This window comes from Aliidongia dinghuensis, from assembly GCF_014643535.1.
In the GTDB taxonomy this organism is placed as follows: domain Bacteria; phylum Pseudomonadota; class Alphaproteobacteria; order ATCC43930; family CGMCC-115725; genus Aliidongia; species Aliidongia dinghuensis.
Map to the genome: position 1 here is coordinate 187,306 of NZ_BMJQ01000007.1, position 23,958 is coordinate 211,263.

Sequence of the window (23,958 nt, forward strand, 5' to 3'; positions counted from 1 at the left end):
GCTCGACGCCGCGCGCCGGTCCCGTTCGGGCGGCGGCGGTCGATCGGACGATGATCGATCAGAACTTCACGGTCGCCGAGAGCGAAATGAGGTCCGCTGCGACGTTCGACTGCGCCGTGACCGTGTCATGGATCGGGTTGATGTCGGTCTGGCTGACGGTCGAGCTGTCGATGAACAGGTGGGCATAGGCCCCGCTGATCGCGATGCTGCGCGTCAATTGATATGTCGCGCCGGCGGAAATCCAATAGCGGTCGCCGTCGGGCAGGCGATAGTCGCGATAATGGTCCTGGATCGGCGTCTCGTCATAGGCGACGCCGCCGCGAACCGTCAGCCGGTCGTCGACCTTATAGTTGGCGCCGATCGAGGCGAAACTCGAATCGCGGTAATGCTCCGGATCGATCACGGGCGCCTGCCTCGGATTCTCGAAGACGACCTCGAGCGTCTGGAAGCTGCTCCACCGCGTGTACTGGTAGGACGCGTCCACGGCGAAGGCGGGCGTGAACTGGTGGGTAATGCCGAGCCAGACGTTGCCCGGCAGAACGAGATCGGCCGAAGCGTTGGTCTTTTGCAGCTGACCGGTCGCGGCAATCAGCGTGCGCAGGCTCGCCGGCACCGTGAAATCGGCGCGGCCGCTGATGCTATGGTGCACGTTCGAGCGATAGGACAGGCCGATCGTCGTGTCGTCGCCCCACGGCTTCAGCTGGACGCCGAAATCATAACCGACGCCCCAGGACGTGCCGACCACGTCGGAGCGCCCGTCGGCGGTCTGGGACAGGGCCGGGCCGAAGGTATTGGTGCCAAAGGCACTGTCGAGCGTGGCGCCGACGATGCCACCCAGATCGAGCGCGTTCGTCAGCTTCGCCTTGACCTTCTCGACCGTGAAGCCGCCGCCGACGGAAATCCAGTCGTTGGCCTTCCACGCGATGTTCGGATTGATGTCGAGCGACTCGATTTCCGAGTTGAGCGCCTGATAGCGCACGGCCTCCGTGCCGCTGTAGCTGGTGATGAGGCCGAACGGTACGGTCAGCGCCAGGCCCAGGCGCACGTCGTTGGTCGGCGCCCAGAGCAGGTAGGCCGCGGGGATGACCTTTTCCTGAGTCGGATCGCGCTCATCGCTGTCCGTGATCGAGGCGCCGTAGATGTTGTGGCCGTGGACGTTGCTGAGATTGCCCGAGGGATCGATGAGCGTGGCGGACGCGCCCTGCTGGATACCGTCGAAGGCCGTCATGCCGGCCGGGTTGTTGTAGATCGTCGACAGGTCGTAATTGCCCGAGACGGCGCCGGCATAGGACTCGCCCGTGCCGACCGCGGAATTCTCGCGAAGCGCAAAGCCGGAAGCCCAGCCGTCAGTCGTTGCGGCGAACGTCGTGACCGCGCCGACGGCAACAGCGAGCGCAGGCGGTACAAATCTCATAGCGTCGTCTCTCCCAACCATTTCTTGTGCCCGGGCGTGGCGCGGGCGCCCCCAGAACTATCTATTCTGCCGCGAGAGCCGGCTTAGGAACGCTCGGCCATGGACGGCAGTTTTACGAACTTGCTGCGGCGGCACCCTAGAGGAAGACGCCCGCACTCGCCAATAGGCAGAAGAATGTTTTTGCAGTGCGAGGCGATTCGGCAGTGCGGTAAAAGGCCATTTTACCGTTGCTTGCGATTTGTTGATCAAAACTGCGGGATCGTCGCCGCGTTTTTCTGTTCCTTCCGTGAAGTTGGACGGATGGCACCATTGCGTCTAGTCTCGCCTGCTTCAGTCCTGTGCCGCCGCCGTTCTTAAGCGCGGTCTGGAGCGAAGGGGATGAAATGGTCGCGTCATCGACGTCACCGGTGCCGCTCGCGGCCGTGCCGAGCGAGGCGGAGCGGATCCTGACCCTGCAGAAGCAGGCGGTCGCCGAGCACGGAGTGCCGACGCACGCGGAGCGGATCGCGGCGCTCGAAGGCCTCCTGGACCTGATCAAGAAACATCGGCGCGCGCTCGTCGAGGCCGTCTCGGTGGATTTCGGCACGCGCTCCGTCGCCGAAACGGAACTGGGCGAACTTCTGCCGCTCGCGAACGGCATCGGGCATGTCCGCCGCCATCTCGCGCGCTGGATGAAGCCGCGCCGCCGCCGTGCGGGCTGGATGTTCCGGCCGGCCGGGGCGCGGGTCGTCCATCAGCCGCTGGGCGTCGTCGGCGTGCTGGCACCCTGGAACTACCCGCTGTACCTGACGCTGGGGCCGCTCATCGACGCGCTCGCCGCCGGCAACCGCGTGATGCTGAAGCCGTCCGAACTGACGCCGCGCACGGCCGAACTGCTGAAGACCCTGCTGGCCGAGCGGTTCGACGAGGATCGGGTTGCGGTCGTGACCGGCGGGCCTGAGGTCGCGGCGCAATTTTCCGCACTGGACTTCGACCATCTGCTGTTCACCGGCTCGTCTCGGATCGGCCGGCAGGTCATGGCCGCCGCGGCCCAGCACCTGACGCCGGTGACCCTCGAATTGGGCGGCAAGTCGCCGGTCGTGCTGTGCCGCGACTATCCCTTGAAGAAGGCGGCGCGCCAGATCGCGATCGGCAAGTTCTTCAATGCCGGCCAGACCTGCGTCGCCCCCGACTATGCGCTCGTGCCGACCGACCTTGCCGACGTCTTCGCCGACGCCGTGATCGAGGCCGCGGCCGAGCTTTACCCGACCATCGCCGGCAATCCCGACTACACGGCGATCATTTCCGACCGGCACTATCAGCGGCTCGCGGCGATGGTCGAGGGTGCCAGGGCGGGCGGCGCCCGGGTCGTGCAGCATGGCGATCCGGGGGCCGCGGCCGAGCGCAAGATCCCCCCGACGGTACTTGTGCGGACGCATGATGACGCAGCTGTGCTGCGGGAGGAGATCTTCGGGCCGATCCTGCCGATTGTGACCTACGGCGATCTCGACCAGGCGATCCGGCTGATCAATGCCCGGCCGAAGCCGCTGGCGCTCTATTGCTTCTCGACCGACCACGCCAAGATCGAGGGCGTGCTGCAGCGCACGAGCTCCGGCGGCGCCATGGCGAATGGTACGCTGCTGCATGTGGCGCAGGCGGATCTGCCGTTCGGCGGCGTCGGCGAAAGCGGCATGGGCGCCTATCACGGGCGCGAGGGATTCGAGCGCCTGTCCCACGCCCGCGCCGTCATGGAACTCGGCCGTTTCAACATGACCGACCGGGTCGCCGCCCCCTACGGCGGGCTCGCCCGGCTCATGACCCGGTTCCTGCTCGGCAAGTGATCGGCGAACCGTTCGCGATATTCTTCCGCCGTGACGCCGAGATGGCGCTTGAAGGCGCGGCGCAGCCGCTCGTCGTCGCCGAAGCCGCTCTGGCGCGCGACCGCCGCGATCGGCAGCGCCGTCGTGGTCAGCAGCCGCTGCGCCGCCTCGACGCGCAGGCATTCGACCGCCTTGGCCGGCGTACGGCCGGTCGCGGCCGGATAGGCCCGGACGAAGCTGCGCAGGCTCATGCCGGCCGCCTCGGCCAGTCGCTCGATCCGGAGGTCGCTCGCAAGATTGTCGGCGATCCAGGCGTGCAGCCGGTCGAATCGGCCGGTGCCGCCCGCCGCCTGGGCGGCGAGCGTCGCGCTGAACTGCGCCTGGCCGCCCGGCCGCTTCAGGAACACGACGAGTCGGCGCGCCACCTCCATCGCCGTCGCATGGCCGAGGTCCGCTTCGACGAGTGCCAGCGCCAGGTCGATGCCGGCGCTGACGCCGGCCGAGGTCCAGACCGGCCCGTCGGCGATGAAGATCGGATCGGCCTCGACGCGAATCGTGGGGTGGCGGCGGGCGAGCTCGGTGCAGTGGCGCCAGTGGGTGACCGCGCGGCGTCCGTCGAGCAGGCCGGCCGCGGCGGCGAGGAACGCGCCGACGCAGACGCAGGCGACCCGCCGGCTCTCAGGCGCCCGCTGCGCGATCCAGCGCACCAGCGGATCGTCCGGACCGAACGTCCAGAGGCCGGGGCCGCCGGGGATCAGCAGCGTATCGATCGGCGCCTCGTCGCCCGAGAGGCTCTCGGTCTCGAGGGCGAAGCCGATGTCGCTGCGGACCGGGCCGCCGGCGAGCGAGCGCAGCTCGATCCGGTAGGGTCCGGGCCGCCCCGCCTCGCGCGCGAGGTCGTTCGCCTGCTCGAACACCTGCGCCGGCCCGGCGACGTCGAGCAGCAGCACGTCCGGATAGGCCAGGATGAGCACCCGGGCGGGCGTGGCGTGAAACGAGGACATGATGTCCTTTATACCAGGGGCCGCCTCGGCCGATAGTCCGGCATCGCGCCACTACGAGGATAGATCGCCATGATTTCGCTCGATCCCGCCACGACCGCGCTCATCGTGATCGACGTGCAGAAGGCCTTTGACGAATGGGAGGCCGCTGGGCTCCGCCGCAACAACCCGGAGGCGGTGGTGCACATCGCCGACCTTATCGCCCATTTCAGGGGCGTGCCGGCGCCGATCTTCCACATCCGCCATGCCGGGCGGACGACGGCGAGCCGTTTCCATCCCGATCTGCCGGGGCATGCGGTAAAGGGCGAGGCGCGCGAGCGGTCGGGCGAGCCGGTGCTGGTGAAGCGGGTCAACAGCAGCTTCATCGGTACAGACCTTGAGGCCCGGCTGCGGGATCAGGGCATCCGCACGCTCGTCATCGTCGGCGCCACCACGAACCATTGCGTCGAGACGACGACGCGCATGGCCGGCAACCTGGGCTTCGACGCGAAGCTGGTGCGCGACGGGACCTGGACGTTCGAGCGCACCGGGCCTGACGGCGACCATCACACGGCCGAGGCGATCCACGCCATGACGCTCGCGAACCTCAACGAGGAATTCGCCGAGATCGTCACGGCGGCCGACGTGGCGGCGGCTCTCCGCCGCTGACGAAGCTCAGCCGGCCCGGCGGATCTCCCTTCGCAATTCGTCGAACACGGCGTGGGCGTCTTCGATGGCGATCAGCTGCGGCACCGGGTCGAGCGCGGGCATCCATGCGGCGAGGCCGATGCGCCGGGAGAGGCTCGGCGCCGGCTCGCCGAACCGGATCGTACCGCGGCCGTGCGCTTCTTCTATGAGCTGCGGGTCCGGCAATAGGTCCCGGCTTAGCAGGGTCACGCTGCCGAACGGTGCCTTGCGATGGATCAGGATACGCTTGTCGGTGACCGCGTAATGGGTCTTGCCGCGCAGCCAGGCATCGACGAGGAAACGGCCTGCGGCCAGATAGAGGCCGACCAGCACGAACGGCGCGCCGCAGAGTGCCAGGAGCCAGGGGGTCGGATCCGCGACGGCCGACGCCTCTTCGAAGCCGGCGACACCGCACCACAGCAGGCTGACGGGGATCCGCCAGGCATCGCCCGGGGCAAGTCGCAGGCCCGGGCCCGGCACGCCGGACCACAGCAGCCGCTCGCCTCGAAGCAGTCGGCGGTCGAAGATGATCTCGCACATGGCCTAACGCTCACGCTGCAGTAAAGCCGCCGTCGATCGCGAACTCGGCGCCGGTGATGAACCGCGCTTCGTCGGATGCGAGATAAACCGCCAGGGCCGCCACTTCCTCCGGCTGGCCGAACCGGCCGAGCGGCACCGTGCCGGCGAGGTTGGTGCGGAAGCGCGCGGGATCGCGCGTCGTCGCGGCCATCTGGTCGAGCATCGGCGTTTCGAAGAACACCGGATGGATCGAGTTGCAGCGGATCTGGTCGCCCTTGCGGGCGAGCTCGATCGCGACCGTCTTGGTCAGCGCGCGCACCGCGCCCTTGCTGGCGCTATAGGCGGCCATCATCGGCGCCGCCGTAATGCCGGCGACCGACGAGAGATTGATAATGGCGCCGCCGCCCGACGCGCGCAGATGCGGAATCGCATGCTTGCAGCCGAGGAACGTGCCCTCGACATTGACCGAATTGACGAAGCGCCACTCGGCGAGCGTTGTTTCCTCGATCGGTTTCGCCGCGACCACGCCCGCATTGTTGACGAGCACGTCGAGCCGGCCCATGGCGCGCACGGCCGCGCCGAGCGCCACGGTCCATTGCGTTTCGTCGGTCACGTCGAGCGCCACGTAGAAGCCGTTGCCGAGCGAGGCCGCCACGGCCCGGCCGGCCTCCGCGTCGCGGTCGGCGACGGCGACTTGAGCGCCTTCGCCCGCGAACGCGGTCGCCATGGCTTTGCCCAGGCCTGAGGCTGCCCCGGTGATGAAGCAGCATTTGCCGGCAAGACGGCGGTTGGTCGTCTCCATCGGGCCGCTCATGCCGTCGGCAGCTTATAGTCGGCGAAATCCTTGCGCAGCTGCGTCTTAAGCAGCTTGCCGGTCGCGGTATGGGGCAGTTGGTCGACCACCACGATGTCGTCCGGCAGCCACCATTTCGCAACCTTGTCGGCAAGGAAGCTCATGATCGCCGGCTTGTCGACGACATGATCGGGCTTCGGCACGACGATCAGGAGCGGCCGCTCGTCCCAGCGCGGATGGGGCAGGCCGATGACCGCGGCCTCCGCCACGTCCGGATGGCCGACCGCGGCATTCTCGAGGTCGATCGAGCTGATCCATTCGCCGCCGGACTTGATCACGTCCTTGCTGCGGTCGGTGATGCGGACATAGCCGTCGGGATCGATCGCACAGACGTCGCCGGTCTTGAACCAGCCTTCGGCGTCGAACGCCTCGGCGCTCGCCTCCGCGTCGTTGTAATAGCCGCGCACGACCCAAGGCCCGCGCACGTGGAGATTGCCGACCGCGACGCCGTCGTGCGGCAGGCGCCGGCCCTCGGCGTCCGTGATCTTGAGATCGACCATGAAGGACGGCCGGCCCTGGCTGCAGCGCACATGGGTGATCACGTCCGGTGCGGCGGTCGCGTGCTTTGCCTTCGAGGCGGCGACCGTGCCGAGCGGGCTCATCTCGGTCATGCCCCAGGCATGGACCGCGTGCACGCCGTGCTTCTTGTCGAACGCCTCGATCATGCTGGGCGGGGCGGCCGAGCCGCCGATGACGATGCGCTTCACGGTCGAGAAGCCCTTGCCGGTCTCCTCGGCATATTTAAGCGCGCCCAGCCACACGGTCGGCACGCCCAGCGAGAGCGTCACGCGCTCCTGATCGAACAGCGTGCACAGGCTCTCGCCGTCGAGATGCTGGCCCGGCAGCACGAGCTTGGCACCGGCGAGTGCGGAGGAATAGGGGATGCCCCAGGCGTTGACGTGGAACATCGGCACGACCGGCAGCACGCAGTCGGCGGCGCTGACGCCCAGCATGTCGGCCGCGCACGAGCCGAAGGCGTGCAGCACGGTCGAGCGGTGGCTGTAGAGCGCGCCCTTGGGATTGCCGGTGGTGCCGGAGGTGTAGCAGAGCGACGAGGCGGTCTGCTCGTCGATGATGGGCCAGTCGAGCTCCGGCGTCTCGGCCTCGATCAGCTCCTCATAGCAGAGCGCATCCGGCAGGCTGGTTGGCGGCATCAGCGCCCGGGGCGCCATGATGACGTAGTGGCGGACGGTCGTGAGCGCCGGCGCCAGCTTCTCGACCAGGCCGACGAAGCTCGGCTCGAGGAACAGGATCCGGTCGGCCGCATGGTTGATGATGTAGCGCAGCTGCTCCGGGAACAGGCGCGGATTGATCGTGTGCAGGATCCGCGCGGTGCCGGAGATGCCGTAATAGAGCTCGAAATGCCGGTGGCTGTTCCAGGCGAGCGTGCCGATACGGTCGCTGGGCTCGGCACCGAGCCGGGCGATCGCCTTGGCGATCTGTTTCGCCCGGGCAGCAGCCTCGGCATAGGTGTAGCGGAAAATGCTGCGATCGGCCTCGCGCGACACGATCTCGGTGTCGCCATGAAATCGCGCTGCATGCTCGATCAAGCTCGAGATCAGCAGCGGCTGGTCCATCATCATGCCCAGCATGTTCGCCTAGGCCTCCCGTTGCGCTTCCCCGTTAGGGCCGACCGGCATGCATGTGCCGATCTGTTCCCTTTCCTTAATCGTTATCGAAAGTGCCCATGGGTGGCAATGGCGGGTGGCAATGGCGGGTGGCAATGGTGGCCGGCAATAACGCCGGATTCGTCATCTGACGCCGCTACATAACGCCATTACATAGCGCCATCAGGCGGCAGGGTGCCGAGCAGGCTCACGGTCGCGAGCACGGCGAGACCGAGGGCCTGTTCCAGGAGCACGATCCGGCCGATCGCGGCATAGCGCGCCGCCGGCATCAGGACGAGGCGGTTGGCGAGCGCCGCCGCGATCATGACCGCGACGAGCACGAGCTTGACCGCAAGCGTGCGGCCCCAGGCGGTCGCGAGCGAGGGGATCGGCGAGCCCGCGATCAGCGTCGCGTTGGCGATGCCGGTGATGACGATCGCGCCCACGGTCATGATCCCGACGGTCGAGAATCGGTGCAGCGCCTCGGCGCGGATTTCGGCGGCCGCCACACCGTCTGACCAACGGTCGGCCAGGAGGCGGGCGAGCGGCACCAGGCCGCCGAGCCAAAGCCCGACAGACAGCAGGTGGATGGCGTGGCAGGCCTGGTGGAGCACGCCGCGCATCCCGGTATCCATCGCCGCATGGCCGGTGAGGCCGAGGCTGCCGGTCAGCAGGGCGGAGAGGGCGATCAGGAGCCCGTCGCGCGCGGGGCTGCGTTCCAGGGTGACGGCCGGCAGCAGGGCCGCCGCGAGCAGCAGGCGCCAGAGCCACAGCTTGCCGAAGCCGGTCGAGAAGACGACGGCGCTCAAGGTGCCGGCGTCGGCCGCGGCCGCCCAATCGCCGCCGAAATGGGCAGCCTCGACCAGCAGCCAGGCGACGCCGGAGACGAAGACGGCGCCGCTCATGAGCGCTACCGGCCCGTCGAGCCGGGGCGCCACGAAAGCACGGGCGGCGCGGCCGGCATAGAGGCCGAACAGCACCGTTCCGAACAGACCGAAGACCGCCCAGAAATGGACGAAGCGGACGGCCAGGAGGGCGGTCTCCGGCGACGTCACGGCTGGACCGTGAAGTCGAAGCCGCCCTGGGTCCGATGCGTGTCGACCGACACGACGATCCAGGCGACGTGATAGTGGCCGGGGGCGAGCGGTGCCGCCGGCTGCAGCACCAGCACCTTGGCGTCGGCCGGGTCGGGTGCCGCCTTCGGTGCGGCCACCGGCTGGCCGTCCGGGCCGGTGAGCTTGATCGTCGAGAAGGCGGGCTCGAGCGCCTCGCTGAAGCTGAGCCGGATCGCGCTCGGGCTCACGACCGTGCTGCCGGCCGAGGGCGTAGCCGTTTCAAGCATGGCGTGGGCGAAGGCCGGGCCGGTCGAGGCGAGGAGCAGGCCCAGGACGAAGGCGCCCAGCCGAGTCGAGTGGGGGCGAGTCGAATAGGTGGAACGGGTCATGGCCGTCTCCTCAGAACACAGGCTTGCCGAGCGTCGTCGGCAGCAGGTCGTCGAGATAGAAATGCAGTTGGGCGATGACGCCGGTGCGCGTGCCGCTCGCCTTGGTCGCCGGGATGAGCGCCTCGACGCCGATCTGATAGGCGCCGCCCTCGTAGAGGACGCCCGGCGCGATCGTGCCGGTCGTGGTGGCGCCATAGCCATTGGTTGCCGGCGTCGAGTAAGCGAATTCGACGAGCGGGATCAGGTGGTTGACGAATTCCGGCAGGCCATAGTCCTTCACCTGGGCCTGCAGGTAATGCATGTCGTACTGGACCGAGAACCCGATGTTCCAGAAGTTCGGACTATGGCTCACCCCACCGTCCGGCGCGTGCGCGGTCGGCACGTCGGCGAACTGGTAGCCGAGCTCGCCGGTCAGCGCGAACGGCCGCAGCAGGCCGACGCTCGCCGGCAGGTCGCCCATGCCCTTGCCGGCATAGAGCGTCGGCTGGGTCCAGCCGGTCGCGTCCACACCTAGCCGGAGCGCGCCGGTGCCGCCCCATTCGCGTTGCACCCCGACCGAGGCCAGGATCTCGTGCGTGTCACTCTCGAAGAACTGGTACTTGAGCGTCGTCACCAGGTCGTTCCAGCCATAGAGGCTGTTCGCACCCTGCTGGCGGATCACGGAATAGCCGTCGTTGATCGCGACGCCCAGGTTCTTCGTGATCGTCTTGTCCCACTCGAAGCCGTAGCCGTAGCGGGTGGTCTCAGGGCTGCCGTTGCTGCCGCTCTGTGGCTGATAGGTGAAGGTCGGTGCCGACAGCTCGTCGCCGACCGCCGGGTCGTCGATGCTGAGAGTGGCCGGGAACAGCCGATCGCCGGCGATGCCGTGGGCATGGGCCGCCGTCGGTCCGGCGGTAAGGATAGCAAGGCCGGCCCCGAACAGCGGGGTGGCCACGCGAGTAAGGCGCGACATGGAAAATTCCTTCGGTCAAGGGTCGGAGACTGGCCAGGGTGGCCGGCCGGAGCAGTCAGAGGCTCGTGACCGAAGGCGGCGCGCGGGGCTGGTGGGCGGTGGCGGCGAGGCGGAACGGCCGATCGGCGATCGGCACGGCGACGAACGTCGCGGCTTCGACGGTCGGCGCCGGCAGGACGGGCAGGGGCGGCGGCACCAGCCCGCCGGAAGCGTGGAACGCCTGGCACAGCAGGCAATCGCCGCAATGCTGGCAGGGTGCCTTGTCCGGGCTGGAGTCGGACGCCGGCGAGCCGTCGTCGTCCTGGCACAGGATATAGCCACCGGCGAAGAGCGCCGCATCCGCCGGCAGGGCCGTCGACGCCGGCATCGGCATCGCCATCGTCGCCTGCGGCGAGAGCGCCAAGCCCTGGCAGAGGAGTGCCAGCAAGGCAAGCAGGAAGCCGAACCGCCCGATGCGGCCCCGTCCCGTCTCTCCTCGCCGATATCCGCGCCGTCGCGCCATCACGTCCTGTTCATCCCGCGTGCCGGGTTACCCGGCGGCCGAACCTTGCCACATGGGACGCTGCGCGACATCCGCTTATTCCGCGAGGCGCAATGTCGCAGACCAGTGCGATGCCACTTCGTCCATCGGTGTAGCGCTTGAATTTTAGGCGTCGTCTATGGCGTACCTAATCAGCCGCACGCATTTGTCTTCCAGTATAGAGGATGTCGGAAAATCTTTGAGAAGATCGCAAGCGATAAATACTTCGAGAAAATAAGTGGCGTTTAATCGCTTCGCCTTGGCAGGCAAGGTACCATTATCCGGCTCGGGAAGAGCCACAGCCTTTGATTCAGTGGTCCATGGCTCGACTGCATAAATCGTATTTGTTTCGTCGAGAGTGCCGAGATTCTGGACCATCTCCAGCAATGTCATTATGCTGCAAGACTGCATGGCTACCTTTCTTGCTAATATGCGGCGTCTTTCTGGAATATATTTCAGAGATTACAGATTCTTAGCTGTTATCGAAGCCAGATCGGTTCTCCTTGAAGAGTATCATAGTCCGACATGGGTCGTTTTTCATCAATTACGAAACGCGGCATGTCTGAAATTATTGTGAGAACCGGTCTGTATTTCCCAAATTTTTTGTAAAACGACTCGGCGGATTTTGTTGCGTCATCGAGGGCTAGAAAGTACCTGCTGAACAGGTCGGCGAGGTTGGGTTTCGAGATATCCAATTTTGTTGCGCCATAAGGCGGCGTGATCGAATTCCAGTCGACATTTTGCGGCGGGATGGCCGCCATGACCGCGCGAATTCGCTCGATGACGAGGGCGGTAGCTTGAAGCTCCTCAAGTCTAACGTATCGCCGATAGAGGCGATCGATAAGCGACAAGCTGGCGGGATCGAGGTGGAGGCGCGACGCGGCTATATTTACACATGCGAAGAAGGCTTGCATATCTGCAGCTGGGCCAAGTTCATGGACCGTATGCCCGCCAAAAAACCCAACGTTTGGCATTGAATCTATTCCTTAAAGCTGATCGATGTGGCGTCGATTATGCCTCTGGATTTTTGAACTATTTGCTCCACGAGATCGCTGCGTTGTTCTGCCGTGACGCTTTGCCCGCGTATGTCGATGACAATATTTTGGGTGAGCCGATTCGGCAGATGATTCGCGCGCTCGATCGCTTGGTTCGTGACATTCCTGATCAATGCTGCGGCGTTATTGGTGATATCATAGTTCTTAACCTCGAATGTGCCGATATTATCCAGCACGAAATCGACCCTCATGCTACCTGGAGTGCCCCACGGTACCTCGATCCCGCCTTTGAAGCTGACCTGTGCGCGTGCGGTTGGTCCAAGATCACGTTCCACATCTATCTCGGATTGGAGCCATGTCGGCCGGAGCAACGAGAACTGTCCGGCGCCGGCTTCGCCCGCCACTCCGACTTCACCAAGTACTCCGGCGAATTCTCCGACTGCCGCCAGCTCCGGTGAGAACGGCAGCCACGCCAAACCCCCGCCTGGTGCCATGCCGACGGGGCTTTCTGGTCCCATAAGCCAAGCCAGGTTCCGGAGATTTTGCGCGGTCTCGAAGCCGTTCAGTCCGGTGTCGAGATCGACGGCGCCCATCAATACATCCGTGCAATCGCGACTCGCGCCGGTCGTTGTCCCTCGGCCGTCTGTGTCGCGCGGCTGGTCCGGATCGAACCCGGCCTTGGCTATGGGCTCAGGTGATGGCGCTCCGGGCAACGGGCTTGCCGGGGTGGTGGTGGTGAGCGTGTCGCCGCCGGGGACGGGATCGAGGCGGAGCTCGGCCCTGACCTCGTTCCTGGTCTTGATGCCGGCCGCGACGTAAGCGGCCGCGATCGTCGCCTGCGCCTGCGGCTCGGTCGCCGTTTGGTCGGCCCAGGCGAACTCCAGATCCGGCCAGCCCAAGACCTGGCCCAGGATGCGGTCGATCAGGCCCTTGACCCAGCCGAGGAGCGGCTGCAGCCCCTCGGCCAAGGCCGCGCCCTGCGCCGTCTCGGCCGTCGCCCGGTTGGTCTGCCGGGCGAACGCGGTCGGCGGGATCGAGAACGCGAAGCACACGACGCGCGCCAGCCACTCGTCGAACTCGTCCTTCAACGGCACGTCGCGCACCGGCTGGTACTTCAAGCCGCCCGGCACGAAGCGCGTGTGGCGCCGGGCGGCGAGATTGCCCTCCAGGAGCGCGTCCCAGTATTCCTGGAACTGGCGGATCTGCGGCATTAGGCAGCAAACACGCCTCGGCTCAATCTCAGAGCGTACACTCTATCGCTATAACAATGACGAAGAGGAGTGGCCCGAACCCCAAACGGGGCCTGAGGATCTGTGACATAACGGACCCGAAACCGACGCTTTACTGCCAGCTCGGCGAGCGCGAAACGCCAGCGTTCGGCAAGAAAGGGAGGCGATAGCGACTATGTCACACCACGAGGACGACGACCGGCGCATCGAACCGGATGAAGATCCAAATCCGTATGAGGTTCGGATCAGCGGCGAGCATGGCCCGCGCTTCAGGACTGAAGAAGAGGTGCGGTCGTGGCTCGACAAGAACCGCCGAGCGGACAAGCGCTACGAGATCTACTATCAGCGAAAGCGGCTTGAGGGACGCTGACATGACCGACCTCTCCAAACCGATTACGACCGGTCGCAGCATCTAACCTCCTCCAATTCCACGGCGTCGATGCGGCGCATGGACAAGCCGGCTATGATCGGCCATCGTTGCGCGCGTCGAAAAACAAACGACTGTTATCTTTGTGGGGGAGCGGCATGACGGAACCGGAACGCCCGGCCGGGCAGCAGGAGACGACCGAGGTTCGTGCCGTCCATCGCCTGCCTGAGGCGGAGCTTGGCACCTATCTGGACCGGGTGCTCTCGAGCGGCCCGATCACCGAGATCCGCCAGATGTCGGTCGGCCAGTCGAACCCGACCTATCTGGTCGTGACCGGGGCCGGCGAATATGTGCTCCGCAAGCAGCCGCCCGGGCCGCTCCTGAAGTCAGCGCATGCGATCGACCGGGAATACCGGATCATGGCGGCCCTCAGCCAAACCGGTGTGCCGGTGCCGCGCATGCTGCATTACGCGACTGACGCCGCCATTATCGGCACGCCGTTCTATGTCATGGAGCGCCTCAAAGGCCGCGTGTTCCGGACCGCCGCCCTTGCCGACGTGCCGAAGCCGGAGCGGCGGACCTACTACCATGCCATGGCCGAGGCGATGGTCCAGCTGCACAAGGTCGATCCCGCCGCGGTCGGCCTCGCCGACTTCGGCAAGCCCGGCAATTATTATGCGCGCCAGATCGGCCGCTGGACCGACCAGTGGGCCCATTCCAAGGTGCGCGAGAACCCGTCGATCGACGCGCTCTGCCAGTGGCTGCCGGCGCATATCCCGCCGGGCGACGACGAGACCGTGATCGCCCATGGCGACTTCAAGTTCGACAACCTGATGTTCCACCCGACCGAGCCGCGGGTCATCGCCATCCTCGACTGGGAATTGTCGACGCTCGGCCATCCGCTGGCCGACCTCGCCTACAACTGCATCGCCTATCACATGCCGAGCGGCACCATGGGCGGCATCGCCGATCTCGATATTGCCGCCGAAGGCATCCCGGGCCTCGCCGAGCATGTCGCCGACTATTGCCGGCTCGCCGGCCGGTCGGACGGCATCACCGCGTTCCACCAGGCCTTCGCCATGTTCCGCCTGGCGGTGATCGCCGAGGGCGTGCTGGCGCGCGCGCGGCTCGGCAACGCCTCCAACCCTGAGGCCGAGCAGGTCGGCGCCAAGGGCCGGGTGCTGGCCGACAAGGCCTGTTCGCTGGTGCTCTAATTATTTGATTAGGGACGGATTCACGAATTGCGTGGGATTGCTGTGCAATCCCACGCAATTCGATCCGGCCCTAGGGAGGGCGAACCGATGGATTTCGAATTTTCCGAGACGTCGAAGGCCGTCCAGTCGCGGCTCCGCGACTTCATGGCCGAGCATGTGGCGCCGCGCGATCCGGAATGGCATGAGCTCGTCGAGCGCCAGGGCATCTTCCCGCCGCCGTTCATCGAGGATCTCAAAGCCAAGGCGCGCGCGGCGGGGCTCTGGAACCTGTTCCTGCCGCACTTGAAGGACGACGAGCCGGGCACGCGGCTCTCGAACCTCGACTATGCGCCCTGTGCCGAGATCATGGGCCGTTACCTGTGGTCGTCGGAGGTGTTCAACTGCAACGCCCCCGACACGGGCAACATGGAAGTGCTGCACATGTTCGGGACACCCGAGCAGAAGCGGCAATGGCTGGTACCGCTCTTGAACGGCGAGATCCGCTCGGCCTTTGCCATGACCGAGCCGGACGTGGCGTCGTCGGACGCGACCAACATCCGCACGACCATCCGGCGCGACGGCGACCAGTACGTCATCGACGGGCGCAAGTGGTTCATCACCAATGCAGCCGATCCGCGCTGCAAGATCCTGATCGTGCTGGGGCTTTCGAACCCGGAGCGGACCGAGAGCCATCGCCGGCATTCCATGGTGCTGGTGCCGATGGACACGCCCGGCGTCGAGGTCGTGCGCAACCCGACCATCATGCATCACCTGGCGCATGAGGGGCATTGCGAGATGCGCTTCACCAATGTGCGCGTGCCGGTCGCCAACCTCGTCCACGAGGAGGGTGAGGGCTTCGCGATCGCCCAGGCCCGCCTCGGGCCCGGCCGCATCCACCATTGCATGCGCTCGATCGGCCAGTGCGAACTGGCGCTCGAGCTGATGGTCGAGCGCGCCGGCAGCCGCAAGACCTTCGGCCATCTGCTGCAGGATCACGGAACGGTTGCGGAATGGATCGCGTTGTCCCGGCTGGAAATCGAGCAGGCGCGGCTCCTGGTGCTGAAGACGGCCTGGCTCATCGACAAGTATGGCACGAGGGCGGCGCGCAAGGAGGTCGGGCTCATCAAGGTCGTGGTGCCGCGCATGCAGACGGCGATCTGCAACCGGGCGATCCAGACCTTCGGCGCCGCGGGCCTGACGCCCGATACGCCGCTCGCGTTCCTGTGGACCTGGGGCCGCGCGCTGCAGATCATCGACGGGCCGGACGAGGTGCATCTGCGCACGATCGCCCGGCTGGAGGCGAAGGAACAGGCGGCAAGGCGCCCAACGGCGTAACAACCGACGGCGCAGCGAGGCTTAACAGAGACGGAGGCGACGATTCGCGCGATGATCCTGGGGCTGGCACTGGCGATGGGTGCCGGCGTGTTTCTGCCGTCGATGCCGGCCCGCGCGGCCGGCGACGACATCACCGGCTGGTGGTTCGATCAGACCAAGCGCGCCGGCATCCTGATCGAGCCCTGCGGCCAGCACCTGTGCGGCAAGGTCGCCTGGCTGCGCGAACCGCTCAACCCCGACGGCAAGCCCAAGGTCGACGCCAACAATCCGGACGCCAAGCTCAAGACCCGGCCGATCTGCCAATTGCCGATGATCGGCGGCTTCAACAAGACCGGCCAGGGCGAATGGGAGGACGGCTGGATCTACAATCCCGAGGACGGCGACACCTACAAGTCGCGGATGGTCCTCCAGGACGACGGCACGCTGAAGGTCCGCGGCTTCATCGGCGTGCCGTGGCTCGGCAAGAGCCAGGTCTGGACGCGGCCGCCGACGACGCTCACCGAATGCACGCCGGCGTGACTGGCGCTAAAACGCACCCTCCGAGAGAATTGATCGTTGAATTTCCATCTGGACGGGCCATAGACTTGTGTCGTCCGTTGAAATTGTGACGGGTGGCCGCCCGGGTTTGGTGATCGAAATCCAACATTTCCGCCGCTGATGACCATTTCGGCCGGACGATCGATGTCCTGACGGAGGCACTAACATGCTCTCTGGGGCTCTTGATTGGCTGCTCAAGACAGACGGCTTCCTGCCACATGCGTTCTGCCTGACCGGCAACAGCGCGGTGATCGCGCTCAACATCACATCTGATCTTGCGATTGCTGTCGCTTATTTCGCGATTCCCGCATTCCTGGTGCTTCTGGTCCTGCGCCGAAGGGACATCACGCTGCCGAGCACGTTCCTGCTGTTCTCGGCCTTCATCCTGCTGTGCGGCCTGACCCATGTGATCGAGGCCGCGACGTTCTGGGAGCCCGTCTACGTGCTGCAGGGGACGGTCAAGGCGGCGACGGCGATCATATCGCTCGTGACCGCCATGACGCTCTGGCCGCTGCTGCCTCGCTTGCTCGGGGCCGTGAGCCCGGTGCAGCTGCACCGGGTCAACCTGCGCCTGTCCGAGGAACTGCGCAGCCACGCCCAGACCGAGAGCGAGCTGGTGCGCTTCAATGCCGAGCTCGAGCGGCACGTGATGGAACGGACGGCCGACCTCACGCGGGCCAATGCCGAGCTCGAAGCCGAGATCGCGGAGAAGCAGAAGATTGCGGCGCAGCTCGCCATCGCCCGCGATCAGGCGGAGGAGGCGAGCCGGGTGAAATCGCTGTTCCTGGCGGCGATGAGCCACGACCTGCGCACGCCGCTCAACGCGATTATCGGCTTTTCCGAAACCATCCTGTCCGAGTCGTTCGGGCCGCTCGGCCATGCCCGCTACCTGGGATATATCGAGGACATCCATCGCAGCGGCCATCTGCTGCTGAGCCTCATCAACAACATCCTCGACCTCTCCAAGATCGAGGCGGGCAAGCGCGAGATCGAGCCCGGGCCGATCGACGGGACGGACATGATCCGCTCCTGCCTCAGGCTCATGAAGTCCGAGATCGAGGAAAAGCGGATTGCGGTCGAGCTCACCGTGGATCCGGCGGTCGAGATCGAGGCCGATGACCTCGCCTTCCGGCAGGTGCTGCTCAATCTTCTGTCGAATGCCGTCAAGTTCACGCCGCCCGGCGGGCGGGTCGGCGTCCGGATCGCCGCCGCGTCCGGCGGTGCGGCCGCTGTCGAGGTGGTGGATACGGGCGTCGGCATGACTGACGAGGGCCTGCGCGGGGCACTCGAGCCGTTCGGCAAGCTCGGCGTCATGACCGCCCGGCGCGAGGGGGCGGGAACGGGGCTGGGTCTCTCGATCGTGAGGCGCCTGATGGAGCTGCACGGCGGCAGCTTCGCGATCGACAGCGTGCCCGGCCGGGGCACTACCGTCCGGCTCGTCTTCCCGCCGCCGGCCCGCCAAGTGGCGTGAATTTGGGTCGCGTGAAATTGGGTCGGGTGAAATTGGGTCGCGTGAGGCCAGGCGTCAGGGCCGTGATCCCGCGCCCGGCCTTCGACGATGTTACATCTGCTTCCAGGTGCCGTCCGGCTGGCGGCAGGCCTTGCCGACGACTTCCTGCTGCTGGCCGTCGATGACCGCGGTTGTCGTATATTCGCGGCACGGCGTGCCGCTCTTCGTCTGATAGGTGCGGGTCGGCGTCACATGATAGGTCGAGCCGTTGTCTGGATTTTGCCAGGCGACCGTCTGCCCGGTCTGGCCGTGCTCGAGCGTCTGGTTGACGCAGGCTTGGTCGACCGGCTGCATCGACCGGCCGACCGTGCCGCCGGCCAAGGCGCCACCCAGGATGCCGGCGATCGTCATGACCGACTTGCCCGACCCCTTGCCGAACTGGCTGCCGAGCAGCCCGCCGGCAGCGGCGCCGAGCGCGCTGCCGACGATGTTGTTGGTCGAGGTGTCGAACGCGTGCGACAGCGAGGTACGGTCGCAGGTGCCGCTTTCGACGCCGTAGCTTTGCGCCCGCGCGGGGCTGACGAGTAAGGTGCTGGCGAGTGAAAGGCCGGCGACGGCGATCAGCGAGAGAGCCGCCGTCCGCGGCGCAGAAAATGTGAACACGTACATCGTCCCCGTTGTGGTGGGGCGCCAGTCGATGGCGCCCCTAACGGCAACAGGGTAGCGCACGGCGCATGCCGGTGACAGGCTTGCGCTTCGACCGTCCGTGGTTTTCGTGAGGTCGCCGTTGCGGAAACGGCGGCGGCTCAGCCGACCAGGAGGATCTTGCCGGTGCGCCCCGGCCGCTCCGAATGCGCGATCGCCGCGTGCACGTCGGCGAGGTCGTATTCGGCCTCGACCGGCGGGGCGAGCCGGCCGCTCGCCAGCAGCTTGCCGACCTCGTCCAGCGTCCGCTCGCGCACCTCTCGCGTCACGGTCCGGAACCAGTCGGTGAGCCAGAAGCCCCTGACCGTCAGGCCGCGGAAGATCAGCCGGCCGGCGTCGAGCGGCAAGGGCTGCATCGAGAGCGCGCCATAGACGACGAGCGTCGCGCCGTAGCCCAGCGCATTCGCAACCTTGGCGCCGGTCTCGCCTGCAACCGCGTCGACCGCCTTGGTGATTGGCGTCCGCCCGGCGATCTCGGCAAAGCGCTGACCGACATCCTCGTCCTCGGTCACGACGACATGTTCGGCACCGGCCGCCTTGAGCGCGTCGACGCCGCGCCGGCTGCGGATGACGTTGATGAGATTGATGCCGTTGAGCTTCGCCAGCTGGATCATCAGCTGGCCGAGCGTTGATCCGGCGGCGGTCTGCACCACCCAATCGCCGGCCTTCGCATCCAGGAGCTCGAGCAGCAGCCAGGCGGTGAGCGGATTGGCCAAGAGCTGGCATGCGATCTGATCGGGCAGGCCCTCGGGCGTCGCCATCACGGCGGTTGCAGGCGCGATCACCGCTTCCTGCCAGGTTCCTTCGACGCCGAGCGGGATGACGCGCTGGCCGACCCGCCAGTGCGTGACGTCTGGTCCGACCGCATCGATCGTGCCGGCGCCCTCGTAGCCCGGCGTCGCCGGCAGCTTCGGCCTGCGGCCGTACTGGCCGCGCACGGTCAGCACGTCCGAAGGGTTGATCGAGCGCGCGCCGAGGCGCACGCGCACCTCGCCCGGGCCAGGCTCAGGCGTCGGCACCTCTTCGAGCGCCAGCACGTCGGAAGGCTCGCCGAAGCGATGAAAAATCAGGCTGCGCATGAAGACTCCTTGGATGTTTTCTTTATTTTTGCGTCCGGTCGGCGGTTCAGTCCGCCGATGGCACGTCGCTCGGCCCCGGCTCGTCGACCGGGGGCGGGTCGACCTGGCGCCGCGCCTCGAGCACGCGGATCAGGAATTCGTCGCGCCGCCGGGCCAGTTCCTCGACCGAGCGGCCGCGGGTCTCCTCGGTCAGCCCGTCGATGATGCGCCGCTGCAGCTCGGGCGTCAGCGTCGGGCTGCCCAGGTGCGGCCACCAGCCGGTCATGGCCGGGGCCAGATGCTCCATGTAGTGGGCCATGCCGCCGGTACCGCCGGCCAGATGGAAGGTCAGGTGCGGCCCCATCAAGGCCCAGCGCAGGCCCGGGCCCTCGCTGATCGCCGCATCCACGTCCGCGACGGTCGCGACACCTTCGGCCACCAGATGGATGGCCTCGCGCCAGAGAGCGGCCTGCAGCCGGTTGGCGAGATGGCCCGGCACCTCCTTGCGGATCTCGATCGGGTGCTTGCCGATCGCGCGATAGAAATTCATCGCCGCGTCGACCGCCCAGCGCGCCGATTTCAGGCCGCCCACGACCTCGACCAGCGGCACGATGTGCGGCGGGTTGAACGGATGGCCGATCACGCAGCGTTCGGGGTAGTTGCAAGCCTCCTGCAGGCGGCTGATGAGCAGGCCGGACGAGGACGAGGCGATGATCACATCCCGCTCCAGCGCCGCCGACAGGCGCCGCAACAGGTCGAGCTTGATCTCGTAGCGCTCGGGCGCGCTCTCCTGCACGAAATCGACGCCGTCGGTCGCGGCCACCGGGTCGCTGTAGAAGCGCCAGCGATCCGGCGAGGCGCCGGGGGCGAGGCCCAGACGCTCGAGGGCGACCCAGGCACCATCGATGATCCGGCGTGCCGCGTCGGCGGCACCGGGGGCCGGGTCGGCGATGGTGACGTCGAGGCCGCGCGCCATGAAGCAGGCGGCCCAGCTCGCCCCGATCGTGCCGCCGCCGATGCAGGCAACGCGCCGAATCGTGCGTTCGCTCGTGTCGACCATGGCAGGTTTTCCTCCCCCTGCAATGCGTACTTATTCCGATGATCGGGCGGCCGGCACGGCCTGTCAAACGTCGATCGGGTGAAATCTCAGCACGGCTGAAGCCGGTGGTTCAGTCCGGGTGTTGTTGCACACGCGGCGGGCGTCAGGCTAGCATTACCAAACAAACAGGCGGTTGACCTTACGAGTCCAATACGTCCGCCGACCAGGTCCCAGGAAACTCCGAAGGAAGCCCCGCGCCATGCCCGTTCCCTCACTTTTCGACCTCAGCGGCAAGACCGCCCTCGTCACCGGCTCGTCCCGCGGCATCGGCCGTGCCATCGCCGTCGAATTCGCCCGGCACGGCGCGCGCGTGACCGTGTCGAGCCGCAAGCTCGACGCCTGCCACGAGGTGGTCGCCGAGATCGAGGCCGAGGGGGGCACCGCGATCGCCATCGGCGCCAACGTCAACGACAAGGCGCAGCTGCAGGCGCTGGTCGACGGCACGGTCAAGGCGCATGGGGCTGTCGACATCCTGGTGTGCAACGCGGCCGTCAATCCCTACTACGGCCCGATCTCCGGCATCGGCGACGAGGCCTGGGACAAGATCATGAACGCCAACGTGCGCTCGAACCTGTGGCTGTCGCAGATGGTGGCACCCGGCATGGCCGAGAAGGGCGAGGGCTCGATCATCTTCCTGAGCTCGATCGCGGGCCTCAGGGGCTCGCCCGTCATCGGCGCCTATGGCGTGTCCAAGGCGGCCGACATGCACTTGGCGCGCAACCTGGCGCTCGACTGGGGCAAGCAGGGCATCCGCGTCAACACGATCGCGCCCGGCCTCGTCAAGACCGACTTCGCGAAGGCCCTCTGGGACGATCCGGCGACCTTGAAGAAGGTGCTGGCGACCTCGCCCTTGGGCCGCATCGGCGACCCGCGCGACATCGCCGGCGCCGCGGTGTTCCTGGCGTCCAAGGCCGGCTATTTCATGACCGGCGAGACGATCGTCGTCGACGGCGGCGCCATGATCGGTGGCAGCCTTTAAAGCACGTCCGGCCACGCCTGGGCGGCGTGCAGGATGGTGAGGATCTCCACGTCATCCTGCACGATGCGATAGGCGACGATGTAGTTCGTTCCGCCGATCGACAGTTCGCGCGTTCCTGCGACGCGGCCCAGTCGGCCCGTCAGCGGGCGATCCCGAAGGCGAAGGACGCCGGCGACGATCGTCATCACGACGTGGTTGGCGGCCATCGGATTGTCTTTGCCGATGTAAGTGCCGATCTCGTCCAGTCGTCGCAGCGCCCGGCGCGTCCAACGAATGTCGACGCTCACTTCGAAGCGAGGGCGCCGTATTTCTCGAGGACGGTAGCGACATCATCGGTCGTGGCGAAGTCGCCGTGCCGGGCCTCGTCGAGCCCGGCTTCGATCTCCACGAGATGCGCCGCCTCACGCGCCACGAAATCGCTGATGGCCTGGGCCGCGACGTAGGAACGTGAGCGGTCGAGCTTGGCGGCGAGAGCGTCGAGCTTGGCGGTCACATCTTCCGGCAGTCGAACGGTAAAGGCGCTCATCGCTCGCCTTCTGCAATGTGGTTCATGTTGAACCAATATGAACCTCTGCCGCCCTTTGTCCAAGGGGCGGGGCGACTGAGGCCTAACTTTGCGGGACCGGGACGCCTATATTCCGCTGACCGGACTACGAAGGACCTATGATGGACGAGAAGACCAGGACCGAGCTCGAGGCGGCGGCGTTCCGCCGGCTGGTGCAGCACCTGCAGGAGCGCACCGACGTGCAGAACATCGACCTGATGAATCTGGCGGGTTTCTGCCGCAACTGCCTGTCGCGCTGGTACCGCGAGGCGGCCGAGAGCCGCGGCATCACGATCAGCGATCCGGCGGCGCGCGAGATCGTCTACGGCATGCCCTACGAGGAATGGAAGGCGAAGCACCAGAGCCAGGCGAAGCCGGAGCAGCAGGCGGCCTTCGATAAGCAACATAAGCATTGAAGCCAGTACAAGCATGGATCCATTTGACTATAGGATCTTGTACGTCGCGATGATTGCCGTTCTTGTGGCAATTGACTTGACAATCTTAGGTGTCGAGAGTTCTTTTCTGTTCCTGTCATTGATGGTTTTGATGATGGGGGTTGGATTTTTCCTCTTCTTCAAAATGGGGCAAGCGGTCAGGGGCGGAGTGTCGCCTCAGGATCTAAAAAAGGTTAAACAAGATCGTCTTGGGAGTTATTTGAAACTTGTGGTGGTTGTTTTGTTTGCTGGTACGATGATGCTTTTGGCTTGCAAGCGAGAAATCTCCTAGATCAAAGCCCGCTTTGTCGAGCGACACTGTCCTGTGTATTGAAGTAGGAGCCGCTCCGCGCCGGGCGCGGGTGGACAGCGGCTTGGGCGCGGCCCTATATGAGGGGCATGGAACCCGTACCCTTCGCCAAGATGCACGGATTGGGCAACGACTTCGTCGTGATCGACGGGCGCGTGCGGCCGATCCGTGTGTCCGAGGCGGCGGCGCAGGCGATCGGTGATCGCCATACCGGCGTCGGGTTCGACCAGCTGATCGTGCTCGAGCCGCCCCAGTCCGCGGATGCGGACGTCTTCATGCGCATCTTGAATTCCGACGGCAGCGAGGCCGGCGCCTGCGGCAACGCCACGCGCTGCGTCGTCTCCAAGGTGCTAGGCGAAAGCGGGCGCGAGCGGATCGTGATCGAGACTATCTCGGGCCTGCTGCCGGCCGAGCGCGCGGCCATGGGCGAGATCACGGTCGACATGGGCCCGGCCCGGCTCGACTGGCGCGACGTGCCCTTGGCTGAGCCGATGGACACGCTTGCCGTGCCGGTCGGCCTGCCCGAGCTGGGCGATGCCACGTGCTCGTCCATGGGCAATCCGCACGCGACCTTCTTCGTGCCCGATCTCGACGCCGTCGACATGGCGCGGCTCGGGCCGCAGCTCGAGCATCACCGGCTGTTCCCGGCGCGCGCCAATATCGGCTTCGCCCAAGTCGTGGCGCCGGGCCGTATCCGCCTGCAGGTCTGGGAGCGCGGCGCCGGCCTGACGCTCGCCTGTGGGTCGGGCGCCTGCGCCACCCTCGTCGCCGCCGCGCGGCGGGGCTTGACCGGCCGCAAGGCCGAGATCCTGGTCAAGCACGGGCGGCTCGTCATCGAGTGGCGCGAGGACGGCCATGTGCTGATGACCGGGCCGGTCGCGACCAGCTTCACCGGCACGCTCGACCCGGCGCTGTTCGCCGGGACCAACTGATCCGCCCATGTCTGAC

At 66.4% G+C, this 23,958-nt stretch carries 28 protein-coding genes; 11 read left to right on the plus strand and 17 right to left on the minus strand.

Annotation, left to right across the window (positions count from 1 at the left end):
- Positions 1-58 precede the first annotated feature (58 nt).
- The gene (locus IEY58_RS14895) at positions 59-1,414 is read right to left on the minus strand and encodes an OmpP1/FadL family transporter (RefSeq protein WP_189047084.1); all 1,356 of its coding nucleotides are present in this window, start codon (positions 1,412-1,414) and stop codon (positions 59-61) included.
- 383 nt (positions 1,415-1,797) lie between these two features.
- On the opposite strand from IEY58_RS14895, the gene IEY58_RS14900 reads away from it, so the two are divergent.
- Positions 1,798-3,234 carry a coniferyl aldehyde dehydrogenase gene (locus tag IEY58_RS14900; protein ID WP_189047086.1) on the plus strand — a complete coding sequence of 479 codons (1,437 nt, stop codon included), beginning with the start codon at positions 1,798-1,800 and terminating at the stop codon, positions 3,232-3,234.
- Here the strand turns inward: IEY58_RS14900 and IEY58_RS14905 are convergent.
- Positions 3,186-4,217, minus strand: coding sequence for a GlxA family transcriptional regulator (locus tag IEY58_RS14905; protein WP_189047088.1), 1,032 nt, complete (start codon positions 4,215-4,217; stop codon positions 3,186-3,188). The genes IEY58_RS14900 and IEY58_RS14905 overlap by 49 nt on opposite strands.
- Positions 4,218-4,286: 69 nt before the next feature.
- Between IEY58_RS14905 and IEY58_RS14910 the strand changes: the two genes are divergently transcribed.
- Entirely contained in the window at positions 4,287-4,862 is a 576-nt protein-coding gene (locus IEY58_RS14910; protein ID WP_189047090.1) for a cysteine hydrolase family protein, read from the plus strand.
- Positions 4,863-4,868: 6 nt separating this feature from the next.
- Here IEY58_RS14910 and IEY58_RS14915 read toward each other — a convergent pair whose 3' ends face one another.
- The 10 genes from IEY58_RS14915 to IEY58_RS14960 form a co-directional block, all read right to left on the minus strand.
- A complete protein-coding gene (locus IEY58_RS14915; protein WP_189047092.1) occupies positions 4,869-5,420 on the minus strand; it encodes a PH domain-containing protein in 552 nt (183 codons plus the stop codon).
- 10 nt (positions 5,421-5,430) lie between these two features.
- Complete coding sequence (locus tag IEY58_RS14920; protein WP_189047094.1) at positions 5,431-6,201, minus strand: SDR family NAD(P)-dependent oxidoreductase; 771 nt, start codon at positions 6,199-6,201, stop codon at positions 5,431-5,433.
- Between the two features lie 8 nt (positions 6,202-6,209).
- Entirely contained in the window at positions 6,210-7,844 is a 1,635-nt protein-coding gene (locus IEY58_RS14925; RefSeq protein WP_189047096.1) for a 3-(methylthio)propionyl-CoA ligase, read from the minus strand.
- A 185-nt stretch (positions 7,845-8,029) separates the two neighbouring features.
- Positions 8,030-8,914, minus strand: a complete 885-nt coding sequence (gene copD, locus IEY58_RS14930; protein ID WP_189047098.1) for a copper homeostasis membrane protein CopD — start codon at positions 8,912-8,914, stop codon at positions 8,030-8,032.
- Positions 8,911-9,303, minus strand: a complete 393-nt coding sequence (copC, locus tag IEY58_RS14935) for a copper homeostasis periplasmic binding protein CopC (RefSeq protein ID WP_189047100.1) — start codon at positions 9,301-9,303, stop codon at positions 8,911-8,913. The genes copD and copC overlap by 4 nt, the downstream gene beginning before the upstream one ends.
- A 10-nt stretch (positions 9,304-9,313) precedes the next feature.
- On the minus strand, positions 9,314-10,255 hold the full coding sequence (locus tag IEY58_RS14940) for a hypothetical protein (RefSeq protein WP_189047102.1): 942 nt from the start codon (positions 10,253-10,255) through the stop codon (positions 9,314-9,316).
- A gap of 55 nt (positions 10,256-10,310) precedes the next feature.
- A complete protein-coding gene (locus IEY58_RS14945; RefSeq protein ID WP_189047104.1) occupies positions 10,311-10,757 on the minus strand; it encodes a DUF2946 family protein in 447 nt (148 codons plus the stop codon).
- A 144-nt stretch (positions 10,758-10,901) separates the two neighbouring features.
- Entirely contained in the window at positions 10,902-11,153 is a 252-nt protein-coding gene (locus IEY58_RS14950) for a hypothetical protein (protein ID WP_189047106.1), read from the minus strand.
- Positions 11,154-11,254: 101 nt separating this feature from the next.
- Entirely contained in the window at positions 11,255-11,749 is a 495-nt protein-coding gene (locus IEY58_RS14955; RefSeq protein ID WP_189047108.1) for a hypothetical protein, read from the minus strand.
- Positions 11,750-11,754: 5 nt separating this feature from the next.
- Positions 11,755-12,981, minus strand: a complete 1,227-nt coding sequence (locus IEY58_RS14960; protein ID WP_189047110.1) for a phage portal protein — start codon at positions 12,979-12,981, stop codon at positions 11,755-11,757.
- Between the two features lie 193 nt (positions 12,982-13,174).
- Here IEY58_RS14960 and IEY58_RS14965 point away from each other — a divergent pair, with 193 nt between their 5' ends.
- The 5 genes from IEY58_RS14965 to IEY58_RS14985 all read left to right on the plus strand — a co-directional run bounded on the left by IEY58_RS14965 (position 13,175) and on the right by IEY58_RS14985 (position 17,902).
- The gene (locus IEY58_RS14965) at positions 13,175-13,369 is read left to right on the plus strand and encodes a hypothetical protein (protein WP_189047112.1); all 195 of its coding nucleotides are present in this window, start codon (positions 13,175-13,177) and stop codon (positions 13,367-13,369) included.
- A 155-nt stretch (positions 13,370-13,524) separates the two neighbouring features.
- Positions 13,525-14,580, plus strand: a complete 1,056-nt coding sequence (locus IEY58_RS14970) for a phosphotransferase family protein (protein ID WP_189047114.1) — start codon at positions 13,525-13,527, stop codon at positions 14,578-14,580.
- A gap of 87 nt (positions 14,581-14,667) precedes the next feature.
- Positions 14,668-15,894: an acyl-CoA dehydrogenase family protein gene (locus tag IEY58_RS14975; protein WP_189047116.1), complete on the plus strand. Its 1,227-nt coding sequence runs from the start codon at positions 14,668-14,670 to the stop codon at positions 15,892-15,894.
- Between the two features lie 51 nt (positions 15,895-15,945).
- Positions 15,946-16,413 (plus strand): DUF2147 domain-containing protein, encoded by a 468-nt coding sequence (locus IEY58_RS14980; protein WP_189047118.1) that lies wholly within the window; start codon positions 15,946-15,948, stop codon positions 16,411-16,413.
- Between the two features lie 184 nt (positions 16,414-16,597).
- On the plus strand, positions 16,598-17,902 hold the full coding sequence (locus IEY58_RS14985) for a sensor histidine kinase (RefSeq protein WP_189047120.1): 1,305 nt from the start codon (positions 16,598-16,600) through the stop codon (positions 17,900-17,902).
- Between the two features lie 90 nt (positions 17,903-17,992).
- Here the strand turns inward: IEY58_RS14985 and IEY58_RS14990 are convergent, their stop codons facing one another.
- From IEY58_RS14990 to IEY58_RS15000, 3 genes are all read right to left on the minus strand, one after another.
- Entirely contained in the window at positions 17,993-18,544 is a 552-nt protein-coding gene (locus tag IEY58_RS14990; RefSeq protein WP_229743736.1) for an RT0821/Lpp0805 family surface protein, read from the minus strand.
- Positions 18,545-18,687: 143 nt separating this feature from the next.
- Positions 18,688-19,665, minus strand: coding sequence for a zinc-dependent alcohol dehydrogenase family protein (locus IEY58_RS14995; protein ID WP_189047124.1), 978 nt, complete (start codon positions 19,663-19,665; stop codon positions 18,688-18,690).
- Positions 19,666-19,711: 46 nt separating this feature from the next.
- The gene (locus IEY58_RS15000) at positions 19,712-20,704 is read right to left on the minus strand and encodes a 3-hydroxyacyl-CoA dehydrogenase NAD-binding domain-containing protein (RefSeq protein WP_189047126.1); all 993 of its coding nucleotides are present in this window, start codon (positions 20,702-20,704) and stop codon (positions 19,712-19,714) included.
- A gap of 238 nt (positions 20,705-20,942) precedes the next feature.
- Between IEY58_RS15000 and IEY58_RS15005 the strand changes: the two genes are divergently transcribed.
- Positions 20,943-21,722 (plus strand): SDR family NAD(P)-dependent oxidoreductase, encoded by a 780-nt coding sequence (locus IEY58_RS15005; RefSeq protein ID WP_189047128.1) that lies wholly within the window; start codon positions 20,943-20,945, stop codon positions 21,720-21,722.
- On the opposite strand, the gene IEY58_RS15010 is transcribed toward IEY58_RS15005, so the two are convergent.
- Together IEY58_RS15010 and IEY58_RS15015 are read right to left on the minus strand one after the other, a co-directional pair.
- Positions 21,719-22,009 (minus strand): type II toxin-antitoxin system RelE/ParE family toxin, encoded by a 291-nt coding sequence (locus tag IEY58_RS15010; protein ID WP_189047130.1) that lies wholly within the window; start codon positions 22,007-22,009, stop codon positions 21,719-21,721. The genes IEY58_RS15005 and IEY58_RS15010 overlap by 4 nt on opposite strands.
- Positions 22,006-22,248 (minus strand): CopG family ribbon-helix-helix protein, encoded by a 243-nt coding sequence (locus IEY58_RS15015; RefSeq protein WP_189047132.1) that lies wholly within the window; start codon positions 22,246-22,248, stop codon positions 22,006-22,008. Before IEY58_RS15015 ends, IEY58_RS15010 begins: the two co-directional genes overlap by 4 nt.
- 140 nt (positions 22,249-22,388) lie before the next feature.
- Between IEY58_RS15015 and IEY58_RS15020 the strand changes: the two genes are divergently transcribed.
- From IEY58_RS15020 to dapF, 3 genes are all read left to right on the plus strand, one after another.
- Entirely contained in the window at positions 22,389-22,682 is a 294-nt protein-coding gene (locus IEY58_RS15020; RefSeq protein WP_189047377.1) for a DUF1244 domain-containing protein, read from the plus strand.
- 49 nt (positions 22,683-22,731) lie between these two features.
- Positions 22,732-22,992 carry a hypothetical protein gene (locus tag IEY58_RS15025; RefSeq protein WP_189047134.1) on the plus strand — a complete coding sequence of 87 codons (261 nt, stop codon included), beginning with the start codon at positions 22,732-22,734 and terminating at the stop codon, positions 22,990-22,992.
- A 107-nt stretch (positions 22,993-23,099) separates the two neighbouring features.
- On the plus strand, positions 23,100-23,942 hold the full coding sequence (gene dapF, locus IEY58_RS15030) for a diaminopimelate epimerase (protein WP_189047136.1): 843 nt from the start codon (positions 23,100-23,102) through the stop codon (positions 23,940-23,942).
- Positions 23,943-23,958: the final 16 nt, after the last annotated feature.

Coding starts and splice junctions, on each gene's coding strand:
- IEY58_RS14895 (WP_189047084.1), bottom strand. CDS start 1,414: ATGAGATTTGTACCGCCTGCGCTCGCTGTTGCCGTCGGCGCGGTCACG.
- IEY58_RS14900 (WP_189047086.1), top strand. CDS start 1,798: ATGGTCGCGTCATCGACGTCACCGGTGCCGCTCGCGGCCGTGCCGAGC.
- IEY58_RS14905 (WP_189047088.1), bottom strand. CDS start 4,217: ATGTCCTCGTTTCACGCCACGCCCGCCCGGGTGCTCATCCTGGCCTAT.
- IEY58_RS14910 (WP_189047090.1), top strand. CDS start 4,287: ATGATTTCGCTCGATCCCGCCACGACCGCGCTCATCGTGATCGACGTG.
- IEY58_RS14915 (WP_189047092.1), bottom strand. CDS start 5,420: ATGTGCGAGATCATCTTCGACCGCCGACTGCTTCGAGGCGAGCGGCTG.
- IEY58_RS14920 (WP_189047094.1), bottom strand. CDS start 6,201: ATGGAGACGACCAACCGCCGTCTTGCCGGCAAATGCTGCTTCATCACC.
- IEY58_RS14925 (WP_189047096.1), bottom strand. CDS start 7,844: ATGCTGGGCATGATGATGGACCAGCCGCTGCTGATCTCGAGCTTGATC.
- copC (WP_189047100.1), bottom strand. CDS start 9,303: ATGACCCGTTCCACCTATTCGACTCGCCCCCACTCGACTCGGCTGGGC.
- IEY58_RS14940 (WP_189047102.1), bottom strand. CDS start 10,255: ATGTCGCGCCTTACTCGCGTGGCCACCCCGCTGTTCGGGGCCGGCCTT.
- IEY58_RS14945 (WP_189047104.1), bottom strand. CDS start 10,757: ATGGCGCGACGGCGCGGATATCGGCGAGGAGAGACGGGACGGGGCCGC.
- IEY58_RS14950 (WP_189047106.1), bottom strand. CDS start 11,153: ATGGTCCAGAATCTCGGCACTCTCGACGAAACAAATACGATTTATGCA.
- IEY58_RS14955 (WP_189047108.1), bottom strand. CDS start 11,749: ATGCCAAACGTTGGGTTTTTTGGCGGGCATACGGTCCATGAACTTGGC.
- IEY58_RS14960 (WP_189047110.1), bottom strand. CDS start 12,981: ATGCCGCAGATCCGCCAGTTCCAGGAATACTGGGACGCGCTCCTGGAG.
- IEY58_RS14965 (WP_189047112.1), top strand. CDS start 13,175: ATGTCACACCACGAGGACGACGACCGGCGCATCGAACCGGATGAAGAT.
- IEY58_RS14970 (WP_189047114.1), top strand. CDS start 13,525: ATGACGGAACCGGAACGCCCGGCCGGGCAGCAGGAGACGACCGAGGTT.
- IEY58_RS14975 (WP_189047116.1), top strand. CDS start 14,668: ATGGATTTCGAATTTTCCGAGACGTCGAAGGCCGTCCAGTCGCGGCTC.
- IEY58_RS14980 (WP_189047118.1), top strand. CDS start 15,946: ATGATCCTGGGGCTGGCACTGGCGATGGGTGCCGGCGTGTTTCTGCCG.
- IEY58_RS14985 (WP_189047120.1), top strand. CDS start 16,598: ATGCTCTCTGGGGCTCTTGATTGGCTGCTCAAGACAGACGGCTTCCTG.
- IEY58_RS14995 (WP_189047124.1), bottom strand. CDS start 19,665: ATGCGCAGCCTGATTTTTCATCGCTTCGGCGAGCCTTCCGACGTGCTG.
- IEY58_RS15000 (WP_189047126.1), bottom strand. CDS start 20,704: ATGGTCGACACGAGCGAACGCACGATTCGGCGCGTTGCCTGCATCGGC.
- IEY58_RS15005 (WP_189047128.1), top strand. CDS start 20,943: ATGCCCGTTCCCTCACTTTTCGACCTCAGCGGCAAGACCGCCCTCGTC.
- IEY58_RS15015 (WP_189047132.1), bottom strand. CDS start 22,248: ATGAGCGCCTTTACCGTTCGACTGCCGGAAGATGTGACCGCCAAGCTC.
- IEY58_RS15020 (WP_189047377.1), top strand. CDS start 22,389: ATGGACGAGAAGACCAGGACCGAGCTCGAGGCGGCGGCGTTCCGCCGG.
- IEY58_RS15025 (WP_189047134.1), top strand. CDS start 22,732: ATGATTGCCGTTCTTGTGGCAATTGACTTGACAATCTTAGGTGTCGAG.
- dapF (WP_189047136.1), top strand. CDS start 23,100: ATGGAACCCGTACCCTTCGCCAAGATGCACGGATTGGGCAACGACTTC.